The 18466-nt window shown below is 45.7% G+C and carries 16 protein-coding genes and 1 pseudogene; 9 read left to right on the forward strand and 8 right to left on the reverse strand.

The annotated features are described in order from the left end of the window. Positions 1 to 83 precede the first annotated feature (83 nt). Positions 84 to 287, forward strand: a complete 204-nt coding sequence (psbH, locus tag RID53_RS12365) for a photosystem II reaction center phosphoprotein PsbH (RefSeq protein WP_193877901.1) — start codon at positions 84 to 86, stop codon at positions 285 to 287. A gap of 191 nt (positions 288 to 478) precedes the next feature. Next, entirely contained in the window at positions 479 to 766 is a 288-nt protein-coding gene (locus RID53_RS12370) for a TatA/E family twin arginine-targeting protein translocase (protein WP_446388386.1), read from the forward strand. A gap of 314 nt (positions 767 to 1080) precedes the next feature. Here RID53_RS12370 and RID53_RS12375 read toward each other — a convergent pair whose 3' ends face one another. Together RID53_RS12375 and RID53_RS12380 are read right to left on the reverse strand one after the other, a co-directional pair. Continuing rightward, on the reverse strand, positions 1081 to 1809 hold the full coding sequence (locus RID53_RS12375) for a response regulator transcription factor (protein ID WP_446388387.1): 729 nt from the start codon (positions 1807 to 1809) through the stop codon (positions 1081 to 1083). Positions 1810 to 1968: 159 nt separating this feature from the next. Further along, positions 1969 to 2112, reverse strand: a complete 144-nt coding sequence (locus RID53_RS12380) for a hypothetical protein (protein WP_446383962.1) — start codon at positions 2110 to 2112, stop codon at positions 1969 to 1971. 181 nt (positions 2113 to 2293) lie between these two features. Here RID53_RS12380 and RID53_RS12385 point away from each other — a divergent pair, with 181 nt between their 5' ends. Beyond that, on the forward strand, positions 2294 to 2920 hold the full coding sequence (locus RID53_RS12385; protein ID WP_446388388.1) for a CPP1-like family protein: 627 nt from the start codon (positions 2294 to 2296) through the stop codon (positions 2918 to 2920). A gap of 221 nt (positions 2921 to 3141) precedes the next feature. Here RID53_RS12385 and RID53_RS12390 read toward each other — a convergent pair whose 3' ends face one another. Continuing rightward, the gene (locus RID53_RS12390) at positions 3142 to 4320 is read right to left on the reverse strand and encodes a 4-hydroxyphenylpyruvate dioxygenase family protein (protein WP_446388389.1); all 1179 of its coding nucleotides are present in this window, start codon (positions 4318 to 4320) and stop codon (positions 3142 to 3144) included. Between the two features lie 144 nt (positions 4321 to 4464). Continuing rightward, complete coding sequence (locus RID53_RS12395) at positions 4465 to 5181, reverse strand: SDR family oxidoreductase (RefSeq protein ID WP_446388390.1); 717 nt, start codon at positions 5179 to 5181, stop codon at positions 4465 to 4467. A gap of 155 nt (positions 5182 to 5336) precedes the next feature. Between RID53_RS12395 and RID53_RS12400 the strand changes: the two genes are divergently transcribed. The 4 genes and pseudogenes from RID53_RS12400 to RID53_RS12415 all read left to right on the forward strand — a co-directional run bounded on the left by RID53_RS12400 (position 5337) and on the right by RID53_RS12415 (position 8622). Continuing rightward, positions 5337 to 6821, forward strand: a complete 1485-nt coding sequence (locus RID53_RS12400; RefSeq protein ID WP_446388391.1) for a phytoene desaturase — start codon at positions 5337 to 5339, stop codon at positions 6819 to 6821. A 141-nt stretch (positions 6822 to 6962) separates the two neighbouring features. Then, positions 6963 to 7343 (forward strand): hypothetical protein, encoded by a 381-nt coding sequence (locus RID53_RS12405; protein WP_446388392.1) that lies wholly within the window; start codon positions 6963 to 6965, stop codon positions 7341 to 7343. Positions 7344 to 7562: 219 nt separating this feature from the next. After that, positions 7563 to 7763, forward strand: a pseudogene (locus RID53_RS12410) (J domain-containing protein); the annotation flags it as partial. A gap of 388 nt (positions 7764 to 8151) precedes the next feature. Continuing rightward, complete coding sequence (locus RID53_RS12415; RefSeq protein WP_446388393.1) at positions 8152 to 8622, forward strand: DoxX family protein; 471 nt, start codon at positions 8152 to 8154, stop codon at positions 8620 to 8622. A gap of 144 nt (positions 8623 to 8766) precedes the next feature. On the opposite strand, the gene RID53_RS12420 is transcribed toward RID53_RS12415, so the two are convergent. From RID53_RS12420 to RID53_RS12430, 3 genes are all read right to left on the reverse strand, one after another. Then, entirely contained in the window at positions 8767 to 11118 is a 2352-nt protein-coding gene (locus RID53_RS12420) for a hypothetical protein (protein ID WP_446388394.1), read from the reverse strand. Between the two features lie 219 nt (positions 11119 to 11337). Continuing rightward, on the reverse strand, positions 11338 to 13785 hold the full coding sequence (locus RID53_RS12425) for a DUF4347 domain-containing protein (protein WP_446388395.1): 2448 nt from the start codon (positions 13783 to 13785) through the stop codon (positions 11338 to 11340). Positions 13786 to 13958: 173 nt separating this feature from the next. Further along, complete coding sequence (locus RID53_RS12430) at positions 13959 to 14453, reverse strand: hypothetical protein (protein WP_446388396.1); 495 nt, start codon at positions 14451 to 14453, stop codon at positions 13959 to 13961. 353 nt (positions 14454 to 14806) lie between these two features. On the opposite strand from RID53_RS12430, the gene RID53_RS12435 reads away from it, so the two are divergent. Further along, positions 14807 to 15967 carry a response regulator gene (locus tag RID53_RS12435; protein WP_446388397.1) on the forward strand — a complete coding sequence of 387 codons (1161 nt, stop codon included), beginning with the start codon at positions 14807 to 14809 and terminating at the stop codon, positions 15965 to 15967. A gap of 93 nt (positions 15968 to 16060) precedes the next feature. On the opposite strand, the gene RID53_RS12440 is transcribed toward RID53_RS12435, so the two are convergent. Next, positions 16061 to 16189, reverse strand: a complete 129-nt coding sequence (locus tag RID53_RS12440; protein WP_446388398.1) for a hypothetical protein — start codon at positions 16187 to 16189, stop codon at positions 16061 to 16063. Between the two features lie 47 nt (positions 16190 to 16236). On the opposite strand from RID53_RS12440, the gene recJ reads away from it, so the two are divergent. Then, entirely contained in the window at positions 16237 to 18234 is a 1998-nt protein-coding gene (gene recJ, locus RID53_RS12445) for a single-stranded-DNA-specific exonuclease RecJ (protein WP_446388399.1), read from the forward strand. Positions 18235 to 18466: the final 232 nt, after the last annotated feature.

Here is an 18466-nt window from a genome sequence, read left to right on the forward strand (position 1 = left end):
TGGATATCATATAAATGAGTCTTCTTCCTCTATAATATTACAGAACATTACAAAACGTGATCGAAATTAATCATAGGTGACCCATGGCACAACAGACGCGGTTAGGAGATATTCTCAAACCCCTGAACTCTGAATATGGTAAAGTAGCTCCCGGTTGGGGAACAACGCCTTTAATGGCAGTGTTCATGCTCTTATTCTTCGTTTTCTTGCTAATTATCTTGCAGCTATACAACTCCTCGCTGTTGCTGGAGAACATCAATGTGGATTGGAGAAGCCTAGGTCAATAGGTCTCTAGGTTTTGAGCGTTCATGGTTCATCGTTCATGGTTCATAGCCATAAACTTTTCTCTAATCAGGCATGAACCATGAATACCCTCTCCCTGTCTGCTTGTCAGTGGGGAGACAATTATCAATGAAAATTAAACTTTAGCATTTGATATACAATAGAAACCGCTATTGGTATATCAGGAGGTTATGAAATGAACGTTTTTGGTATTGGTTTACCGGAAATGGCGCTGATTTTAATCGTGGCGCTATTAGTATTTGGACCGAAAAAGTTACCAGAGATTGGTCAGAGTCTAGGGAAAGCCATTCGCGGTTTTCAAGATGCCTCGAGAGAATTTGAAACGGAATTTAAGCGTGAGGCTCAACAGTTAGAACAAGCGGCGAAAACACCTGCACTGTCTGAAACTCAGCAGCCAGCTACTTCTGAAGGTGATTCAACAGATAGCAATAATCATGCCGCTACTCCGTCTCAAGCTAGCTAAAAACATAGTTTTTAGCGAACGTGAAGACAAAGAATTGGTAGATACTAACTGATTTTTCCCTAGCTGTTCTCATTTCTCAGTGCTTAAAATTCCACAAAACGCCAGGATATTGATGTCCTGACGGTGGCACTCACTATAAATGAAAAAGTAACCAACATCAGATTGGTAAGGGAGGACTCAAAATTCTATCGGTCTGGGAATCCGGGCGGCTGCTGATAGACAAGATGTATGACTTAATCGTAGGCAGTCTATAATTAAGTAATTCGTGATGAACTAAAAAGCTGACACCATGACATAAGCTTGGTGTCAGTTGTTCATAAAGACCGTTGCCCATTATGTTGCTCAGTGTTGGGTGCTTCAAACTTGTAGCCAACCCCCCGAATCGTTTGGATTAATTTCGGGTCACTTGCATCGATTTCGATCTTTTTGCGAATTTGCCCAATATGAACGTCAACAACTCGTTGGTCTCCAACATAGTCGTATTCCCAAACTTCCTGAATCAATTCAGAACGGCGCAGGACTTGACCTGGGTGAGATGCTAAGAAATGTAACAAATCGAACTCTAGAGCGGTCAAAGGGACAAGTTGGTCGTGAAGGGTCACCTCCCGACGGGTGGGATCAATCGTCAAGTGATTGTAAACGAGACGTTGCTGGTCAGTCGGCGTAATTTCCCGCTTACGTCTCAAAATCGCCCCAACTCGGTTTTCGAGTTCCATTAAATCGAAGGGCTTGGTGAGATAATCATCACCACCCTGTTTGAACCCTTGATTTTTGTCATCGGGTTGATCGCGAGACGTGAGGAAGAGGACAAAAACATCATTCATGCTTTGCATTTCCCGGCAAAGGTTGTAGCCAAGGGCATCTGGCAAATTCACATCCAGAATTACTAAGTCTGGGTTGAATTGCTTAAATGTGGCTAGAGCCGTCTTACCATCCTGCGCCGACTCCATTTGATAGTTCTTTGTGCTCAAAAAGCGAATTATTAAATTGCGGATTGCCGGATCGTCGTCCACGACAAGAATTTTGGCGGAGACCATGGTCATAAATTTCCACGGAGAACTAATTTCAGGGATTGATACAAGATGCACACCTATTCACCACTAGGATGTATTGAGCATTTTAGTCAATACTCTTATAGCGTAGCTGGATCAGGAATCAGGGTATAGATTTTTGTGACATCAATGGCGTAATCAGCATTTAAATCAATTATCGCCAGAGAACTCAGGGATGCCAATAGCGTCTGGCATCATTACCCAAGTGGGAAAATAGGGCAGCCGCCCAATAGCATAACCGCTTTTGGCAGATCTGGCATCACTTGGGCTTGCCTCAACGAATTTTTCTGCCAAGAGGACTTGTTTGCAAAGAACAGGCTACACTAGCTTGCAAGGGAGTTAACATGGCACTCGGTACGTAACTAGGCTGTTACCTGTTGGGTACAGCAGGGTTTAGAAGATCGATGTCTATCATAATAACCAGTGTAGAGTCTTACATATACCAGTGAAAAAAGGGATGTCTAGGAGGTTTTGAATGAGCGATCAAAATCCCTACAAAAAACTTGGGGTTACAGAAGACGCTTCCTTCGATGAAATTCAGGATGCTAAAGGACGCTTGATGCAGCAGCATCGCGGCGAACCTAAGCTTGTCGAGTCAGTAGAGGCGGCTTATGATGCGATTATTATGGATCGTCTCAGAATGCGCCAAGAAGGAAAAATCAAGGTTCCAGAACGCATTCGTTTTCCAGAACGGGAAAAAGTGCCACAAACCCCGTTGGGTTTTAGCTCCCCCTCAGCCAATTCCTCTCCGGCTTGGTTGCAAGGACTGTTGGATACCCCGACGAGAAGTGATCTAGTTGCACCCACGGTGGTGTTCTTGGTCTTGATTGGTCTGACTCTGTTTTATCCAGAAGCGTCAATTCTTACCTTTACTGTCGCCTTGGGGTTTGGCGGTACGATTTATTTCCTCAATCGCAAAGAACAACAATTTGGTCGGGCTGTATTGCTGACCCTCGTTGGTTTGCTGCTAGGTGTAGCGTTGGGAACCGTTCTGGGAGGAGCATTAGAGTCACTGCTTATCGACATGGGTTTGACCGTTGAGAAATTTGCCTCATTGGTCACCTTTGTCCTGTTCTGGCTGATTAGCAGCTTCCTGCGATGAAAGGGGGGAAGAGGAGAAGACAAGAGGGTAAATTCCATCGGGATAAATCTCTGCCCATCCTTCACTTCTCCTTCACTTCTCCTTTACTTCTTCACTTCGGAAAGAGGACATGGTTCGAGGACATAATTTTGGGTAACAATGGGTAGAGATGTTCAGCTTTGTTTCCTGTAGCTACCTACCCTCTCTGTTCCCTGTTCCCTCTTTTCCCTAAAAAATACGGATCAACTCTTTTCCATCGGCAAACAACCGCGTTTCATCTGCTCCCGCTCGATCGCCTCAAACAAAGCCTGGAAATTCCCCTCACCAAAGCCTTTGGCTCCCCATCGCCGTTCGATGAACTCAAAAAAGAAGGTGGGTTCGGCGAAAATGGGTTGGGTAAAGGTTTGTAGCAGCAACGCTTGCGGGTATTGAGCTTGCCAATCCACCAAAATTTGCTGCTGCGCGATCGCATCCCACGCCGCCGTCGAGAAATTATAACCCGGATAGCGATCACGCAGTTGACTGTAATAACTAGGGGGAACGTTGATGAAGGACATACCCTGACGACGCAGCTGCGCGATCGCACCCACAATATTTCTCGTGGCTAAAGCAATATGCTGGATTCCGGCTCCTCCATTCACATCCAGAAATTCCTGAATTTGAGAATTCGCCGATGTCGGTTCATTAATGGGCAATTGTGTCCCGGTTACCGGATGCACCATCACCTGAGAGCATAAGCCAGATTTCTCAGTCTGGATGGTAAACACCTGCTGCGGTTGGAAGTCCAACACCTGCTGATACCACTGAACCGCTTTCGCTAAATCCCCAGCCGCCACATTTAGGACAATGTGATCGATATGGGTAAACGCTTCAGTTTCAGTTGGGGATTGGGGAAGTGTTGAATGTAGAGACGCGCCATGGCGCGTCTGAGGGTTGAATGTTGACTTGTCCTTTTGACTTACTCCGTTTGACCCCACCTTCGTCTCACTCAGCCAGTCTACCTGTACCGGAAAGCAGAGGATGGGATGAAAGCTATGGCGTTCGACCAAAGTATGAGTCATATCGCCCCATGCAGCGACTTTAGCCCACTTTATGTATCCAGACTCATCAACTTGGGTTTGAAGCGGTTGTAAGACCTTCGCGCCGCGTTGGAGAAGTTTTTCCAGGCTCCATTCCAGATCGGCAACCTTGAATGCAATATCAGCAACACCTGGAGGATGCTGGCGCAGAAACTGGGCAACGGGACTATTAGGCGCGATCGCAGACGACAGGACAAAATAAATAGCACCACTCTTGACCACCGTAGTGTGTGTGTGACAACTTGCCCCCGATGCCACAGATTGAAAGCCCATTTTCTCAACAAACCAATCGTGGGAGGCTAGCGCATCTTTAACGTAAAAGTGAATGTGATCGATTCTCATGGCTTATCCCATCCGGCAGCTTACTTGGTTGTCAATTTTGCCGTCTTTTGCGGAATTTCAGCTCATTCTTAAGGGAGAGTCATTTGTCATACTCGCTATCGCGAGAAGCAAGCTACGTCATTTGTCATTCGTCATAATTGGTGATTAGAAAAAGAGATGGCTTTCCGGCTGGATGTTAATTTCCATCGGTACGGCTTGGGGATCAGTTCTCAGGGCAAACAGAATGGCATTCGCTGCTGTTTGCGGAGTCAGCATCTTTTTGCGATCCACTTTTAAGCTGACATTATCCCAGAAGGGTGAATCTACACCGCCAAAGTAAAAGAGTGTAAACTTAATCCCAAAGCGCTTTAATTCATCTGCCATACATTTGCTAAATCCGACAACGCCGAACTTCGAGGCGCAGTAAGCTGACGCCATCGCCATGGAATGTTTGCCTAAAATGCCGATGATGTTACAAATGTGACCGGATTTTTGAGCCTTCATCACTTCAGCGGCGGCTTGACAGGTATAGAAGCTACCTTTGAGATTTAAGTCCAGCATCGCGTCTAAGTCAGCCGATGTAATTTTGTTGTACTGTTTAAGAACTCCTGCTCCGGCTACATTGATGAGTACGTCAATTTGACCAAACTTGTCAACCGCCTTCTGCATCAGCGTTTCCACTTGGGCTGGATCGGTGATATCCGTGGGTACATTTAAGACTTGCTCTAGGTTAGCCATGGGGAGTTGGGACGTCAAAGTGGCTAGGCGATCGCTCTGTCTGGCGGCGAGGACTAAATTGGCTCCCTCTTGGGCTAATTGGTGGGTGACGGCTGATCCAATACCTCCGGTGGCACCGACGACCACAATCACTCTATCTGGCATATAATTTTACATTTCTTTACATCTTTACCTATGATAGAGCGATTTATCCGTTGTCATTGGTCATTTGTTGTATGTACTCATCTCCCCCTGCTTTCCCTGCTTCCCCTGCTTCCCCTGCTTCCCCTGCTTCCCGAACACTGATAAGGAGCTAACTTATGGATATTGTGGTCATTGGTAGCGGATTTGGTGGACTCTCAGCGGCGATTCGGTTACAGGCTGGGGGTCATCGGGTGACGATTGTGGAAAAGCGCGATCGCGCCGGGGGGCGTGCGTATGTCTATCAACAGCAGGGGTTTACCTTTGATGGGGGTCCCACGATTATCACGGTGCCACATTTAATCGATGAGTTATTTGCCTTAGCGGGGAAAAAGACTGCCGATTATGTCAAACTTGTCTCCCTTGAACCCTTTTATAATGTTCGCTTTCCCGATGGGTCAGTCTTTCACTACAATAATTCTACCGACTATTTAATTGAACAAATTCGGGCGTTTAATCCGGCTGATGTTGCTGGATATCAACGCTTTGCTAAAGCTGCAAACGCTATTTTTGAGAAAGGATTGCCATTGATGGAGCAGTCGTTTAGCCGCTTCAAGGATATGCTAAACGTGGCTCCAGATTTGATTCGCTTACAGACTTATAAATCCGTCGCTGGGTTAGTGAATCAGTACATTCAAGATGAACGATTGCAGCAAGTTTTTAGTTTTCATCCTTTATTAATTGGCGGAAATCCATTTCAGAGTACGGCTATCTACGCCATGATTCATAAGTTAGAACAGGCGTTTGGGATTTGGTTTCCGATGGGAGGAACGGGCGCATTAGTTCAGGCGTTGGTGCAATTGTTTCAGGAACTTGGGGGACAACTATTACTGAATCAATCGGTAACGGAAATTGTCATAGATGAACGGACGAAACAAGCCACAGGCGTGAGGGTAGAGGGTGGAGAAGTCCTGAAAGCGGATGGGGTGGTGAGTAATGCGGATGTGGCGTTTACGTACTTGAATTTAGTTTCCCAGAAATTTCGCCGCAAATATAATGACCGTCGCGTTAAAAAAATGCGCTATTCTATGTCCTTATTTGTGCTGTATTTTGGTACAAATCGTCAGTATCCAGAGATGGCACATCATGAAATATTGATGGGGACTCGGTATCGGGAATTAATGCGGGATATTTTTGTGCGCCAGCAGCTTGCAGAGGATTTTGCCTTGTACTTACATCATCCGACGGCGACTGATTCATCATTAGCCCCACCTGGTTGTGATAGTTGGTACGTGTTATCTCCAGTTCCTAATTTGGGGAGTCAAACCGATTGGCGGGTGATGGCGAAACCGTATCGGGATCGGATTATTGAGTATTTGGAACAGCATTATTTACCGGATTTGTCTAAGCATATAGTCACCGAACATTATATTGATCCGTTGCATTTTCGCGATACACTAAATAGTTATTTAGGCAGTGCGTTTTCCGTGGAACCGATTCTCACGCAGTCGGCTTGGTTTCGTCCTCATAATCGGAGTGAGGATATTCCGAATCTCTATTTTGTGGGGGCGGGAACGCATCCGGGGGCGGGATTACCGGGGGTGATGAGTTCGGGAAAAATTGCGGCGCGGTTGATTGAAGAAACTTATACGGTGCGGGTTTAATCGAGTTTACGATTGGGTTGGGCGCACGTCGGTGGGCGCACGTCGGTGCGCCCCTACAGCTTCTGGATATAAGCGTCATCCATTAAATCAGGTGTGTCGTAGGGTGCGTTAGCGAAGCGTAACGCACCATTGATAATGCTGATGCAAGATATCTTTTTGACAAAGATGATGGCTGTGCGCTCTCTACTAAATTTTAGGCAATCGGTAATTGTTATAATTAGAACTCAAGAAATATTTTTCCCGCCCAATAAGCTTTACATCACGATAAAGCTATCGCCAGAGGTGGCTATTTTGCACGTCTACTCAAATGGGGCGGATGAATATGCGTTATGGGGAGGTAACGCGGTGGCTATGTTGTCACAAACCGAGCCAAAAAAGGCAGAATGTCGGGTGAGCAAGCATGATAAACCTGGAAACGCTTCTATTCTCGTTGGTGGCTCTAGACTCCCCTACGGTAATACCATGGAGGTTTATGTTCAACTCATCAGTCGTGAAGATTTGGGCAATAACCCAATACACTAGAACTATCCCCCAAGCCCCAAAACTGCCATGTCCAAGTTAGCCTGCTATCGTTGGGTTTCGTTCCTCAACCCAACCTACAAAGGTGACATGCTCCCAAAGTCACCCGCCTCACCTTGGTCGAAGGTTGGTATGATTCAACAGAATATAAAGAGAGCGATCGCGTTCACTGTGATCTGTTCCCCAACCTTGTGCTAACGGCTCAACAGGTGCTAAACGGCAATGTCATCTAACAACTTAGACCACTACTATAGAATACTGGGACTCGAACCCGGCGCTTCCCTCGAAGACGTGAACCAAGCCTACAAAGACTTGGCATTTATTTGACACCCCGATCGCGTCCCCGAGGACAATCAGCGCTTACGCCAGAAAGCCGAAGCCAAACTCAAGGAAATTAACCAAGCGCGAGATGAACTGCGATCGCGCTAACCACGAATGGCGGTATTATTAGCATCACCAGTGAGGATGCGATCAGGTTTTCCGGTTCGGGTTTAATGCAAACCCATGGCAGAAACATTATTCTCAGAGGAAGGAAGATTAAGGGGGGTGGGGTTACCCTGAATAGTGGTAACCCCATGGGTGAGGGGGGAGGTATTCATACTAACGCGAATTCGGGTGACTTGGCAATGGTAATCTGAATATTGACATAATCACCGCCCTATAAGTGCAGTGATTCCTCACCACGCCACCTTTTTAAGGGTGATCGCTGAATAGGGGTCAAACGGGCAGGCGCGAGTCATATCAGGGCGGACAAGAGAGGATGATAATAAAACAAATGCTAAAGCACTGACTACAAACAACAATTAACCAAATGCACCATCACCCAACCCCCTGGTTCCGTCGTCGAGATATTGTCATCGCCTATACATTGCTGCGAATCGTTTTAGGCATAAACTTTTTTAACCACGGCTTTACACGCCTCGGTAATATTCCCGGCTTTGCCCAGTCGATGGTTGATTTATTTCAAGATACCTTTATTCCCGAACCTTTAGTCAGGGCACCCGCTTTACTGGTGCCAATTGTGGAATTTATTGTCGGATTTCTGGTGACACTGGGATTAGCGACTCAAGCGGCGTTAGTCACCGGATTTGGCTTAATGATCGTGCTGATGTATGGGGTGACATTACTGCAAAACTGGGATACGGCAACAAGTCAATTGATTTATTGTCTGGTGTTTTTTATCTTAATTGCTGGCAATAGTTTTAATGACGTCTCCATTGATGCATGGTGGCAACGTCGGAAAACGCGATCGCAGCGTCTTGATCCCTCGGAAACGAATTAAGTAGGTGGACACAATTATAGTTAACGGTGGGGAGCGTTCTTTTTCTTACTCGCTCCTGAAAGGAAACAAGCTAAGTTCTTCGTTTATGTAAGGGTTCGATGCTTATTTAAACAACTTAACACAGTACCGTTTTCTTTTGTCCAACTACTTATTCCCTGTTCCCTGAAAAAAAGGATTAGTCGGCGAACCCACCCTAAATAGCAGAGTAAAAATATCATCATTTACCACCAAATTATTGCCAAAAGCGTCGCTGCCATAATCATAATCCTGATTTTGCCAATTCAGCGAAAGGGTTGGACTATTATAGCTTTCCCCCAATTTCCACAACAGACTTGCACCATAGCGCGAACGACTAGAATTTTCATCAATGGGCGCAAAATAAGCAGACAAGCGCAGATTATCTAGGGGACGAATTGTGACATCAGCCAGGAGTTGATCGGCGTAGGAATTGGGGAAAACATCGCCAAAGTATTTAGTTAACCCCAAAGACATGATTCCCCAGTTTAAACGACCGCTAGCGGTTAAGCTACTGGCGGGGGAAATACTCACCACATCGCCAATCTGGGTTTCCCGATCTAGGGCATAATTAAAGCCCGTCGCTAAAATTAAATTCGCCTGTTCACCCAGGGAAATCCGTTTAGAAACACTGCCCCATAATTGACTATAATAGTCGCGATCGGGGTTAAAATAACCAACACCGCCAGCCCTAAACTTCCAACCGTTATTCGTGTTGCGGGTATAATCAGCGCCGAGATACCCCTTCACTTCTTCGGCGGCAATAATCCCGGCATAATAGCGAATTACATCCTGAGTTCCGCTAAAGTTTCCGGTGAAGCTAAAGTGAGGATAATACTGGGTTTCTTCCTGATAAATACTCTCACTAATGTAGTTAACATCGGTGTTGAAAAAGTCTAAATAAATTTGGGTATAAAAATCTTGTAAATTAGCCGTGGAGAAGATATCATGGTTAACGGCAGAAACCAGTTCAATATCAGTATCAGCCCCCCCCTCTGCACCAGCACGGGCGATTGAGCGCGGCGCACTGGTGGCTTGATAAAAGAGTTCACCTGTGGAAAACGTGCGATCAATAACTGGAGAAAGACCGAGCCAAATACTATTATAATTAGCCGTAGGAATTTGACTCAGCTCAGTGATGTCAGGGGTTAAGCTTTCAGCGCGTCCAATTCCGGCGGAATAGATAGTAAAACTACTGGCTGGTAAGCGAGTATTATTGGCGGCGAGGAATAAGTTACGATTAATATTTCTATTCGCGGGATTGGTACTACCGTCTAAATCGGGAATGACATCGGGTAAAACCTGAGCGCCGAGTTGCAGTGTGGTATTTACTAGGCGGTTATCGTCGAAGGAAAACATCGTAATGCCGCGAATTGTCCGCCCTAAAACGGCTTCGGTGTCATTGGCTTTAACAATTTGTCGGACTTGGGAAAAGGTTCCGGTTATCGTGTAATCAATGTCTTCTTCTCTGTCTATTTCTGTTGCGTCACCGTTGTTATTGCGGGGAAATGTCCCTAAATTGGGGAAATAAAGGTCTAAGCCAATGTCTTGACCATTCGCACCCCGTTGAAAGCCGGGTAATTGCATCACCGCCAAAGATTCTGGCGTGACAACCTCGCCAACTTGAGAGGTTTGAAAGACGCGAGTGGGAACAAAAAATTGGGGATCAATACTATCACGATCAATGACTAAACCGGGAGTATAGGTACATTGTTCACCACCGGGAGAATTGGGTAGAATACAAGCCCCGGTTAAACTCATTTGTAATTCTAACCCGGTCATGGTTTGGGGTTCGGTGGTTGTAGTGGTAACGGTGCGTTGGCGGGGAACAGTACGCAGTTGGAAATACCTACCTTTTTGGTCTACGGTATAAATATTGGTTCGACTTAAGCTTTCGACAACTTGACTGTCAAGTTTGATTGTGGTATTAAATGTAAAGTCGCTTTCTTGGGTGTCAGCAAAGGTTTTTCCAGCACTAAATTCCCAGTCAGTGAGGTGAGTAATTGGCGTGTCATTTAGGGGGATAGTGGTGGTTGAAGGATTGATTTGTTCCTGGGGAGCAATTCGCGGTGGACTAATATAATCGGGGTCAGAGGTGGGAGTGGGTTCTGTTTCTTGAGGGTTAGAAGAAGGGAGGGGGGAAGTATTAGGTTCTCTTTCTAAAGGTAGATGGGTGGGCGTCGGTTCAGGGGTTAAATTAGGTGAAGTGATTTTGAGATCGGCAGCATTAGTAGACCAGTCGAGTCTTTCAGGTAAGCTGGGTTCTTCGGGCGTGACAGAAATAGTCGGAGTTGGCGAAGTTGGCGTATTAGGCTCAGAATGATTGGCAAGATGATCTGAGTGGGGATGGGAAAGAGTCGGTGTTAGTGCTGAGGTTGAGTAAGGCAGACTAACGACCGATAAACTAACGATAAGAGTGCTATTGAGTGCGGTTTTCAGGTTTTGAGAAGGGAAGGTGTTTGGGGAGGGAAAGACAATCATGACAAGGAGCAAAATCAGGGTGGAAGCAATGAGGTGTTGGAGATGAAAATCCCTGGTTTTCTGCGTTGAGTTGGGGTAGGAATTGGGGGTAGATGGTTTAATCGAGAGGCGGATTGAGTTGTGGGGGTGAAGACAGCGATAAAGGAAAGGAAATTGGTGCGTTAATGGGGGTTAACGCACCTGGGAAGTTGAGAGTTGGTTAAAGGAGAAGCTAGACTGTTAAGCGATAGTGAAATCAGCTTCGGTAATCAGTGTCGCATCAGTTCTAAACAACGTGACTAAGGTTTCTCCCGTGTCAGCGAAGTTAATCTGAGTCCGACTGCCACGTTCGACAATATCTAGCTGTCCGAAACTGAGACCACCGTCTAATTGAAGCAAGTCTACGCCATCTTCAAAGTCGTAGATGGTATCTGTACCCATTCCTGATGCTAGGACAAAGGTATCGCGTCCAGCACCACCATAGAGGCGATCGCGACCTGCACCACCATTGAGGAGGTCGTCGCCTGCACCACCTTTGATGAGGTCGTTACCCATATCGCCAAGAAGGATATCGTTACCATTATCACCGTAGAGGCGATCGCGACCTGCACCACCATTGATGAGGTCATCGCCTGCACCACCATAAAGGATGTCGTTACCAGCATCACCGTTGATGGTATCGTTTCCGGCATTACCGTAGAGGCGATCATTCCCAGCTAAACCGTTGATTTGATCTACACTGGCAGTACCCCGCAGCAAATCTCGGTTGGGTGTACCGTACATTGTCTCGTCGATGTCATTAACATTGATAGTTAACGTCTCTTCGTAACTCTCTCCACCTTGGTCGGTAGTGCGAACACGGACGCTGTAGCTACCTTTGGTTTCAAAGTCGGGGGAAGCATTGATTTGCAGTTGATCGCCGTCAAGGGTGAAGGCAGCGTTATCTGTATCACCTTCTCCTTCTACCAAGGTATAAGTAAAGGTATCGCCTGTATCGGGGTCAGTGCTGCTGAAAGTGCCAACGACGGTGTTAGCGGCAACATTTTCATCAATGCTGTTGTTGCTCAGACCCAGAGCAGTGGGGGCTTCGTTGACATCATTGATCCTAATGGTCAAGTCTTTCTCAAAAGTACCACCTTTACCATCATCAGTTTGGACGCGGATGCTGTAGCTATCTTTGGTTTCAAAGTCGGGGGAAGCTTTGATTTGCAGTTGATCGCCGTCAATAGTGAAGGCGTCGTTATCCCCGTAGCCTTCTATCAAAGTGTAAGTAAAAGTATCGTCTGTATCGGGGTCAATGGTGCTGAAAGTACCAACTGTGGTGTTAGAGGCAACGTTTTCATCAATGGTGTTATCACTGAGGCTGAGATCAGTGGGAGCGCTATTGGTGGGAGCGGCACTAATTTTGATCGCTTTACTATTTCCTAAGAGGGGATTACTACTATCGTTGTATGATACTAACAATGGATCGGGATTATCATCGGCGTTTTTAATGCCGACTGTCGCACTAGCCCCACTGTTTTGATAATTATCACTATCCAAATTGATGTAGTTGAAAGTAATATTCCCTGCATTTGTACCTGTATTTAACTGTAGAATGCTCTGGAAGTTTATGCTGCTGGGACTTGGTATCTCTTCATAGTAGAAGTCCAACTTAGGATAAGCATTGTAGTAGTCTTGCTCATTGTAGTAGTACGTTTCATTGTAGTAGTACGGTTCATTGTAGTAGTATGGTTCATTGTGGTACAGAAAGCTAAAGTGATGTTCATCTAGTCCGTAGACTTGATTCCACTCAATTACCAGTTGGTCGTTAGTGCCGTCGTTGTTGAGATCTTGGAATTGATAGAGAACTTGGTCATTTGTATTTACATAAGTTATCCAGTTATCCCACAAGGGGGCGATCGCTGCTTGACTGGGAGTAGAAGTGAACTCTGTGTTCCCAGAGTTGGAGTTACCACTACCAAAAGTAATCAGACCATTATCACTGATATACAACGAAGAGTAGTTGGTGCCATAAAAGTTGAAAGTGTTGCTCCCTAAGCTGATTTCAGTAAAACTATTATCAGCGTTAGTCAGAATGGAGGTAACTCCAGTAGTATCGGGAATAAGATCGATTGCTTGGTATGTTATGTCTGTAGCCTTGTAGCCAAAGGCGTTGGCTAATACATAGTAATAGTTCACCATTACCTTGGGTTGCAGCGCTAACTCTGGCTGCGTTTGGGCTGTCGTTACTTCTAACTCCCAGTTTCCACCTTTAGCAGCACTACCCGTCAGCGTCTTAGACGCCGCAATTTGTGCCCCAGTCAGAGTCTGCAACTTAGTAATAAATTCGGCACCCGCATCGCCAGCCGCAACGTTACAACCATAGAGAAGAAGATTATCAACATCCCACTGTTGCAGTTGCGTCGCATAACGGTTGAAAGTATCTAAACTCAGTTGGCTATCCCCCAAATACAAACAACCAGGCGCACCGTGGGAAACAATATGTACTTCGTCAACATCCTGACGCTGTTGTAAAACCTGGCTAATTTGCACAATGCCATCAGCCGCTCTATCTAAGACAAATACTTCAGCGCTGGGAATAACCCCATCAACTAATTGCTGGTAATTATCAACACCAGCATCAATAAAAACAAGCGTAGCGACTTGATTGGAAGGCGTTAGGGTGGAATGTACGGTTGATTTCATCTTCAGGGTTTCCGTTTGATACTTGAATTGTGGACAAAAAATTCCCCCTTCCTGAGGATCTCGCCTTAACTCTGTAGGAAGAAAGTCGGTGAGATCCTCAAGTAATGTCTGAGAGGGAATAAAATTAATTAACTGGCTTGGGTTGACTGATTAGTTAACAACTTGCAGCAGTTCTACAGATCGGTATTAGTATTAGTCTCAACAGGAGCTGTAACTACCGATTCACCACTTGCAGTGCCAATTTCGATGCTGAACCCTTCAGTGAAGCTATTTCTTTGCAGCTCTCCAAGTGCAGGATCTTCACCTCCTGTGAGGGAAGCCATAGACGGATCACCAATTGCGTCAGCAGAAATTACGCCAGCACTACCTAAAGAGAATGCTGAGTTTTGTACGTCTGGTGTTCCCCCCCCGGCGTAGTTAAACGCAGCTGCAGCAGCATCTTGTTTACCAACAGCAGCGGAGACAGCCACGCCAGTCACATTACCTCCATCCACAGTGAAAGCCGCAGCACCCGCGACACCCCCTTCACCCGCACGAGCGATAGAGGTGAAACCAACAAGACTAACAGCAGTAGCAGCAAGAGCAACGGAAGCTTTAACAGTTTGGAATTTCATGGGATATTTTCTCTCAAAAAACAAGGACAACAGTTGATGAAATACAGAACTCATAGTTTGCCAACGCCTTATTAATGGAGTGAGAAACTCATGGCGTTCTGTATGTGATAGATCCCCCGGTGACCAAGCTAGAAAACAGGAACAGCATTCAGGAGTAAGCAAACCTCTAGTTTTCAAACCACCCGAAACAATAGCTAATCGTTTTAGGGAGGTTATCACTCCTGAGCGTCAATCTAACTCTTGATTGATTCAGAAGTTGGCTTCACCGTCTGGCTTTCTGCCTTCTTGTCTCTATCATTACCTGTCTTTTTGTAAATGTCAGTCGGAAAAGTCCGGATTTTAAGTCAGAAAAGTCGAATGATAGATTAAAGCAATATTGTTGAATCGATACCAGTTGTGCAAAACGAATGAATTGTGAAGACGCGATAAAATTTGTAGTCGCAATAGTTAAATCCAAAACAGGTAAAACCCTGACACCGCTACAACAAGATATCCTCAAAGCATCTTGGCTTAACCAGAAGTACAGCGCAATTGCTGAAAGATTCTACTTAAGTGAAGGTGCTGTCAAGGATGCAGCATATCGTTTATGGAAACTTCTATCAGAACTTTTCGGCGATAAAATTACGAAAACCAATTTTAAGAAAATTATTGAGACCCAAGGTTTATCCTCTGCGAATATTCTTCAAGAAAACAGTGCTAATGTCAAAGAACAGCCCACGCAAGCCACTATATTAATCGTTGATGATTTTATCGATAACCTCAACGTTTTATCGGTTTTATTAAAGAAAAAATGCTATGGGGTTCACACAGTTACCAACGGCAGAACGGCATTGAACCTAGCCCGCACGAATCCCCCCGATCTAATTTTGTTGGATATCAAGATGCCGGAAATGAATGGGTATGAAGTGTGTGAGACTCTCAAACTTGATGAAGCCACCTGCGACATTCCCGTGATTTTCTTAAGTGCGTCCGATGAGCTCTTTGATAAAGCTAAAGCCTTCAAAGTTGGCGGAGTTGACTATCTAACTAAACCTTTTGATGTCTCAGAAGTAATTATCCGCCTCGAAAATCAACTATCAATTAAACGAGAAAAAGCTTTCTTGCAAGAGAAAATTAAACAAGGTCAACAAGCCGAGGAAGTTCTCCACCAATCCCGCGCATTGCTTACCAGTGTATTGAATTCTTGTCAAGAAGGTATTGCGGCAATGCAAGCAGTTCGGGAATCGACAACCGGAGAAATTGTAGATTTTCAATGTGTGGTTGTCAATAGGGTGATGGCTCAATTCCTCGGTGGCAAAAAAGAATATCGGACAAGCAAATTTAGCTTCAAAAAATTCCTTGACCAATATGACCCGTCTCTGTTTGATGACTTTGTGCGGGTGGTGGAAACCGGAGAGCCAATGGACTGCGATTTTTGTTATGAGCCAGACAATACTCAAACTTGGCATCGCGTTAGCGCCCTAAGATTAGGGGATGGTTTTTCAATGACACTCTATGATATTACTCAAATAACTGGGCGTTTGACAAGCCGTAAAGGGATAGATTATTTCGTTGAAATCCTGGATTAAAGAACAAAATAATTTGATTTTTGATAAGAAAAAAAGGGGCGGGTTTAGTTAAGTTATCAGTTTGTGCCACAACATTCTTAGTAAAACCCGCCCCTACACCTCGGCTTTCCACCAATGCAAGCCTTGCACGCCTACAGACGCCCGCATCTGTGTTTCTTCTCGATTAAGCAGAACAGGTATCGCATGTTTGGCAAATGACCAAGGACTAATAACAAAGGACAAATCTGCTGTAGACTATCTCTAGCCCAAATGTAATTGCCCAAGTTAGCGTGTTCAGCCAATCCAGTTCTGACCCTTCCCCAAAGAGTTTGCCCAATCAACGGTGGCAAATAGCCTCCGCTAACCCAGAAAAAGCCAACCAACTCGCCCAAGGGACAGGATTGTCACCCCTGCTGGGTCAAGTGTTACTTAACCGAGGATTCGACACCGTAGACCAAGCTATGGTCTATTTGTATCCAGAATCCCAGGCGATGCCCACCCCTATGGATGAATTTCCTGACTTGGCGATTAGTGTGGATATGCTCAAAGAAGCGATCGCAGAAAATGAGAAAATAGCGATCTGTGGGGACTATGATGCTGATGGCATGACCAGTACCGCCTTGTTACTGCGGGCATTACGGTGGTTGGGGGCGGATGTGGACTATGCGATTCCTAGCCGGATGAAAGAGGGGTATGGGATTAATACTCGGATTGTGGAAGAATTCGCCAATGAAGGCGTGGGGCTAATTCTTACCGTAGATAATGGGATTGCAGCACACGACGCGATCGCCCGGGCTGTAGAATTGGGTGTAACGGTTATTATTACCGATCATCACGACCTTCCCCCTGAACTGCCCAACGCCGATGCGATTCTTAACCCCAAACAGTTACCTGAATCTTCCCCCTATCGCAGTTTAGCTGGTGTCGGTGTCGCCTATATATTAGCCGTTACCCTCGCCCAAGACTTAGGTCAACTCCAGGGACTCACTAGCCAACTCCTAGAACTCTTCACCCTGGGTACGATTGCGGATCTCGCCCCCTTAACGGATATTAACCGCCGTTGGTTAAAACGAGGCTTGCAACGCCTACCTAAATCTCAACTGGCGGGAATTCAGGCTTTAATTCAAATGTCAGGCGTCAGTGAAGACCAAATCGCCCTGAAACCGGAAGATATCGGCTTTAAACTTGGACCGAGAATTAACGCCGTGGGGCGGTTAGCTGATCCGCAAATCGTGATTGAACTCCTCACCACCAGTGATTCTGGAATCGCCTTGGAACGGGCGATGCAATGCGAACAAATTAACCAGAAACGTCAACAGCTTTGTGCAGAAATTGAGGAAGAGGCGATCGCACTAATTGAAACAGAGGCGTTAAACTGGCAACAGCAGCGCGTTCTTGTCTTAGTGCAACCGGATTGGCATCATGGGGTGATTGGGATTGTGGCGTCGCGCCTGGTGGAACGGTATGGTGTCCCGGTATTTATTGGTACTTATGAAGACGAAAATCAGGAACATATTCGCGGTTCTGCACGAGGAATTCCCGAATTCCATGTCTTTGAAGCCCTACAATCGTGCCATGATTTATTAGGTAAATTTGGCGGACACCAAGCCGCCGGAGGCTTTACATTACCCAGTGAAAATTTAACCGCGTTTCAAACTCAGCTGAGTCACTTTGCCCATCAATGTTTAGAACCGGAACATCTGAAGCCTTTAGTCGCTATTGACGCCGAGGCGAATTTTAATCAAATTAGCTATAATCTCTACCAACAAATTGACCGACTGCATCCTTGCGGAATTGGCAATCCCGACCCAATATTCTGGACGCCCAATGTGCGTGTGGTGGAACAAAGACTCGTGGGCAAAGGACATCTAAAGCTTACCCTGTCTGGATTTGATGGAACCAAGCAACTGAATGCGATCGCGTGGCGTTGGGGTGAATATTTCCCTCTACCCTCGAATATAGATATTGCCTATAAACTCAAAGATAATGCCTGGAATGGAAATGTGACAATTGAATTAGAATTAGTCGGCATTCGGGTGAGTAAATCCGCCCCATCATCGATTAAAAAAGCTGAATTTTACCACAACGAACGCCGCTATACCTGTAGCTTATGGGAATCGTTAAACGAGTTGCGAATTAGGAATGCTGAAGGCAAAGTTCTGGTGGTTCAAAAAGGACAACGTACAGGGCTTTTAGGATTTAAGCGGGATGATGCGAAACAGGTAGATGTTACCCAACCTCATTACTATCATTTAATTAAAGCCGCAACTCGTGCTTTAAAGTTGTGATTGGTCATTGGTCATTGGTCTTATGTCCTTTGTCATTCGTCCTTTGTCATTTAGTCGGGGCGGGTTTAGTTAGATTTGGGTGCAACAGAAACGATAGTTGTCAAACCCGTCCCTACAACTGTCATCAGATGGCTTCCCTATCTCCCGGATCTCCCCCAGCTTCCAGACGTAGCATGCTACGTCTCTACATTGCTTCCCCGGCTCCCCCGGCTCCTGATAACTGATAACTGTT

Source organism: Coleofasciculus sp. B1-GNL1-01, assembly GCF_040220235.1.
GTDB lineage: Bacteria > Cyanobacteriota > Cyanobacteriia > Cyanobacteriales > Coleofasciculaceae > Coleofasciculus.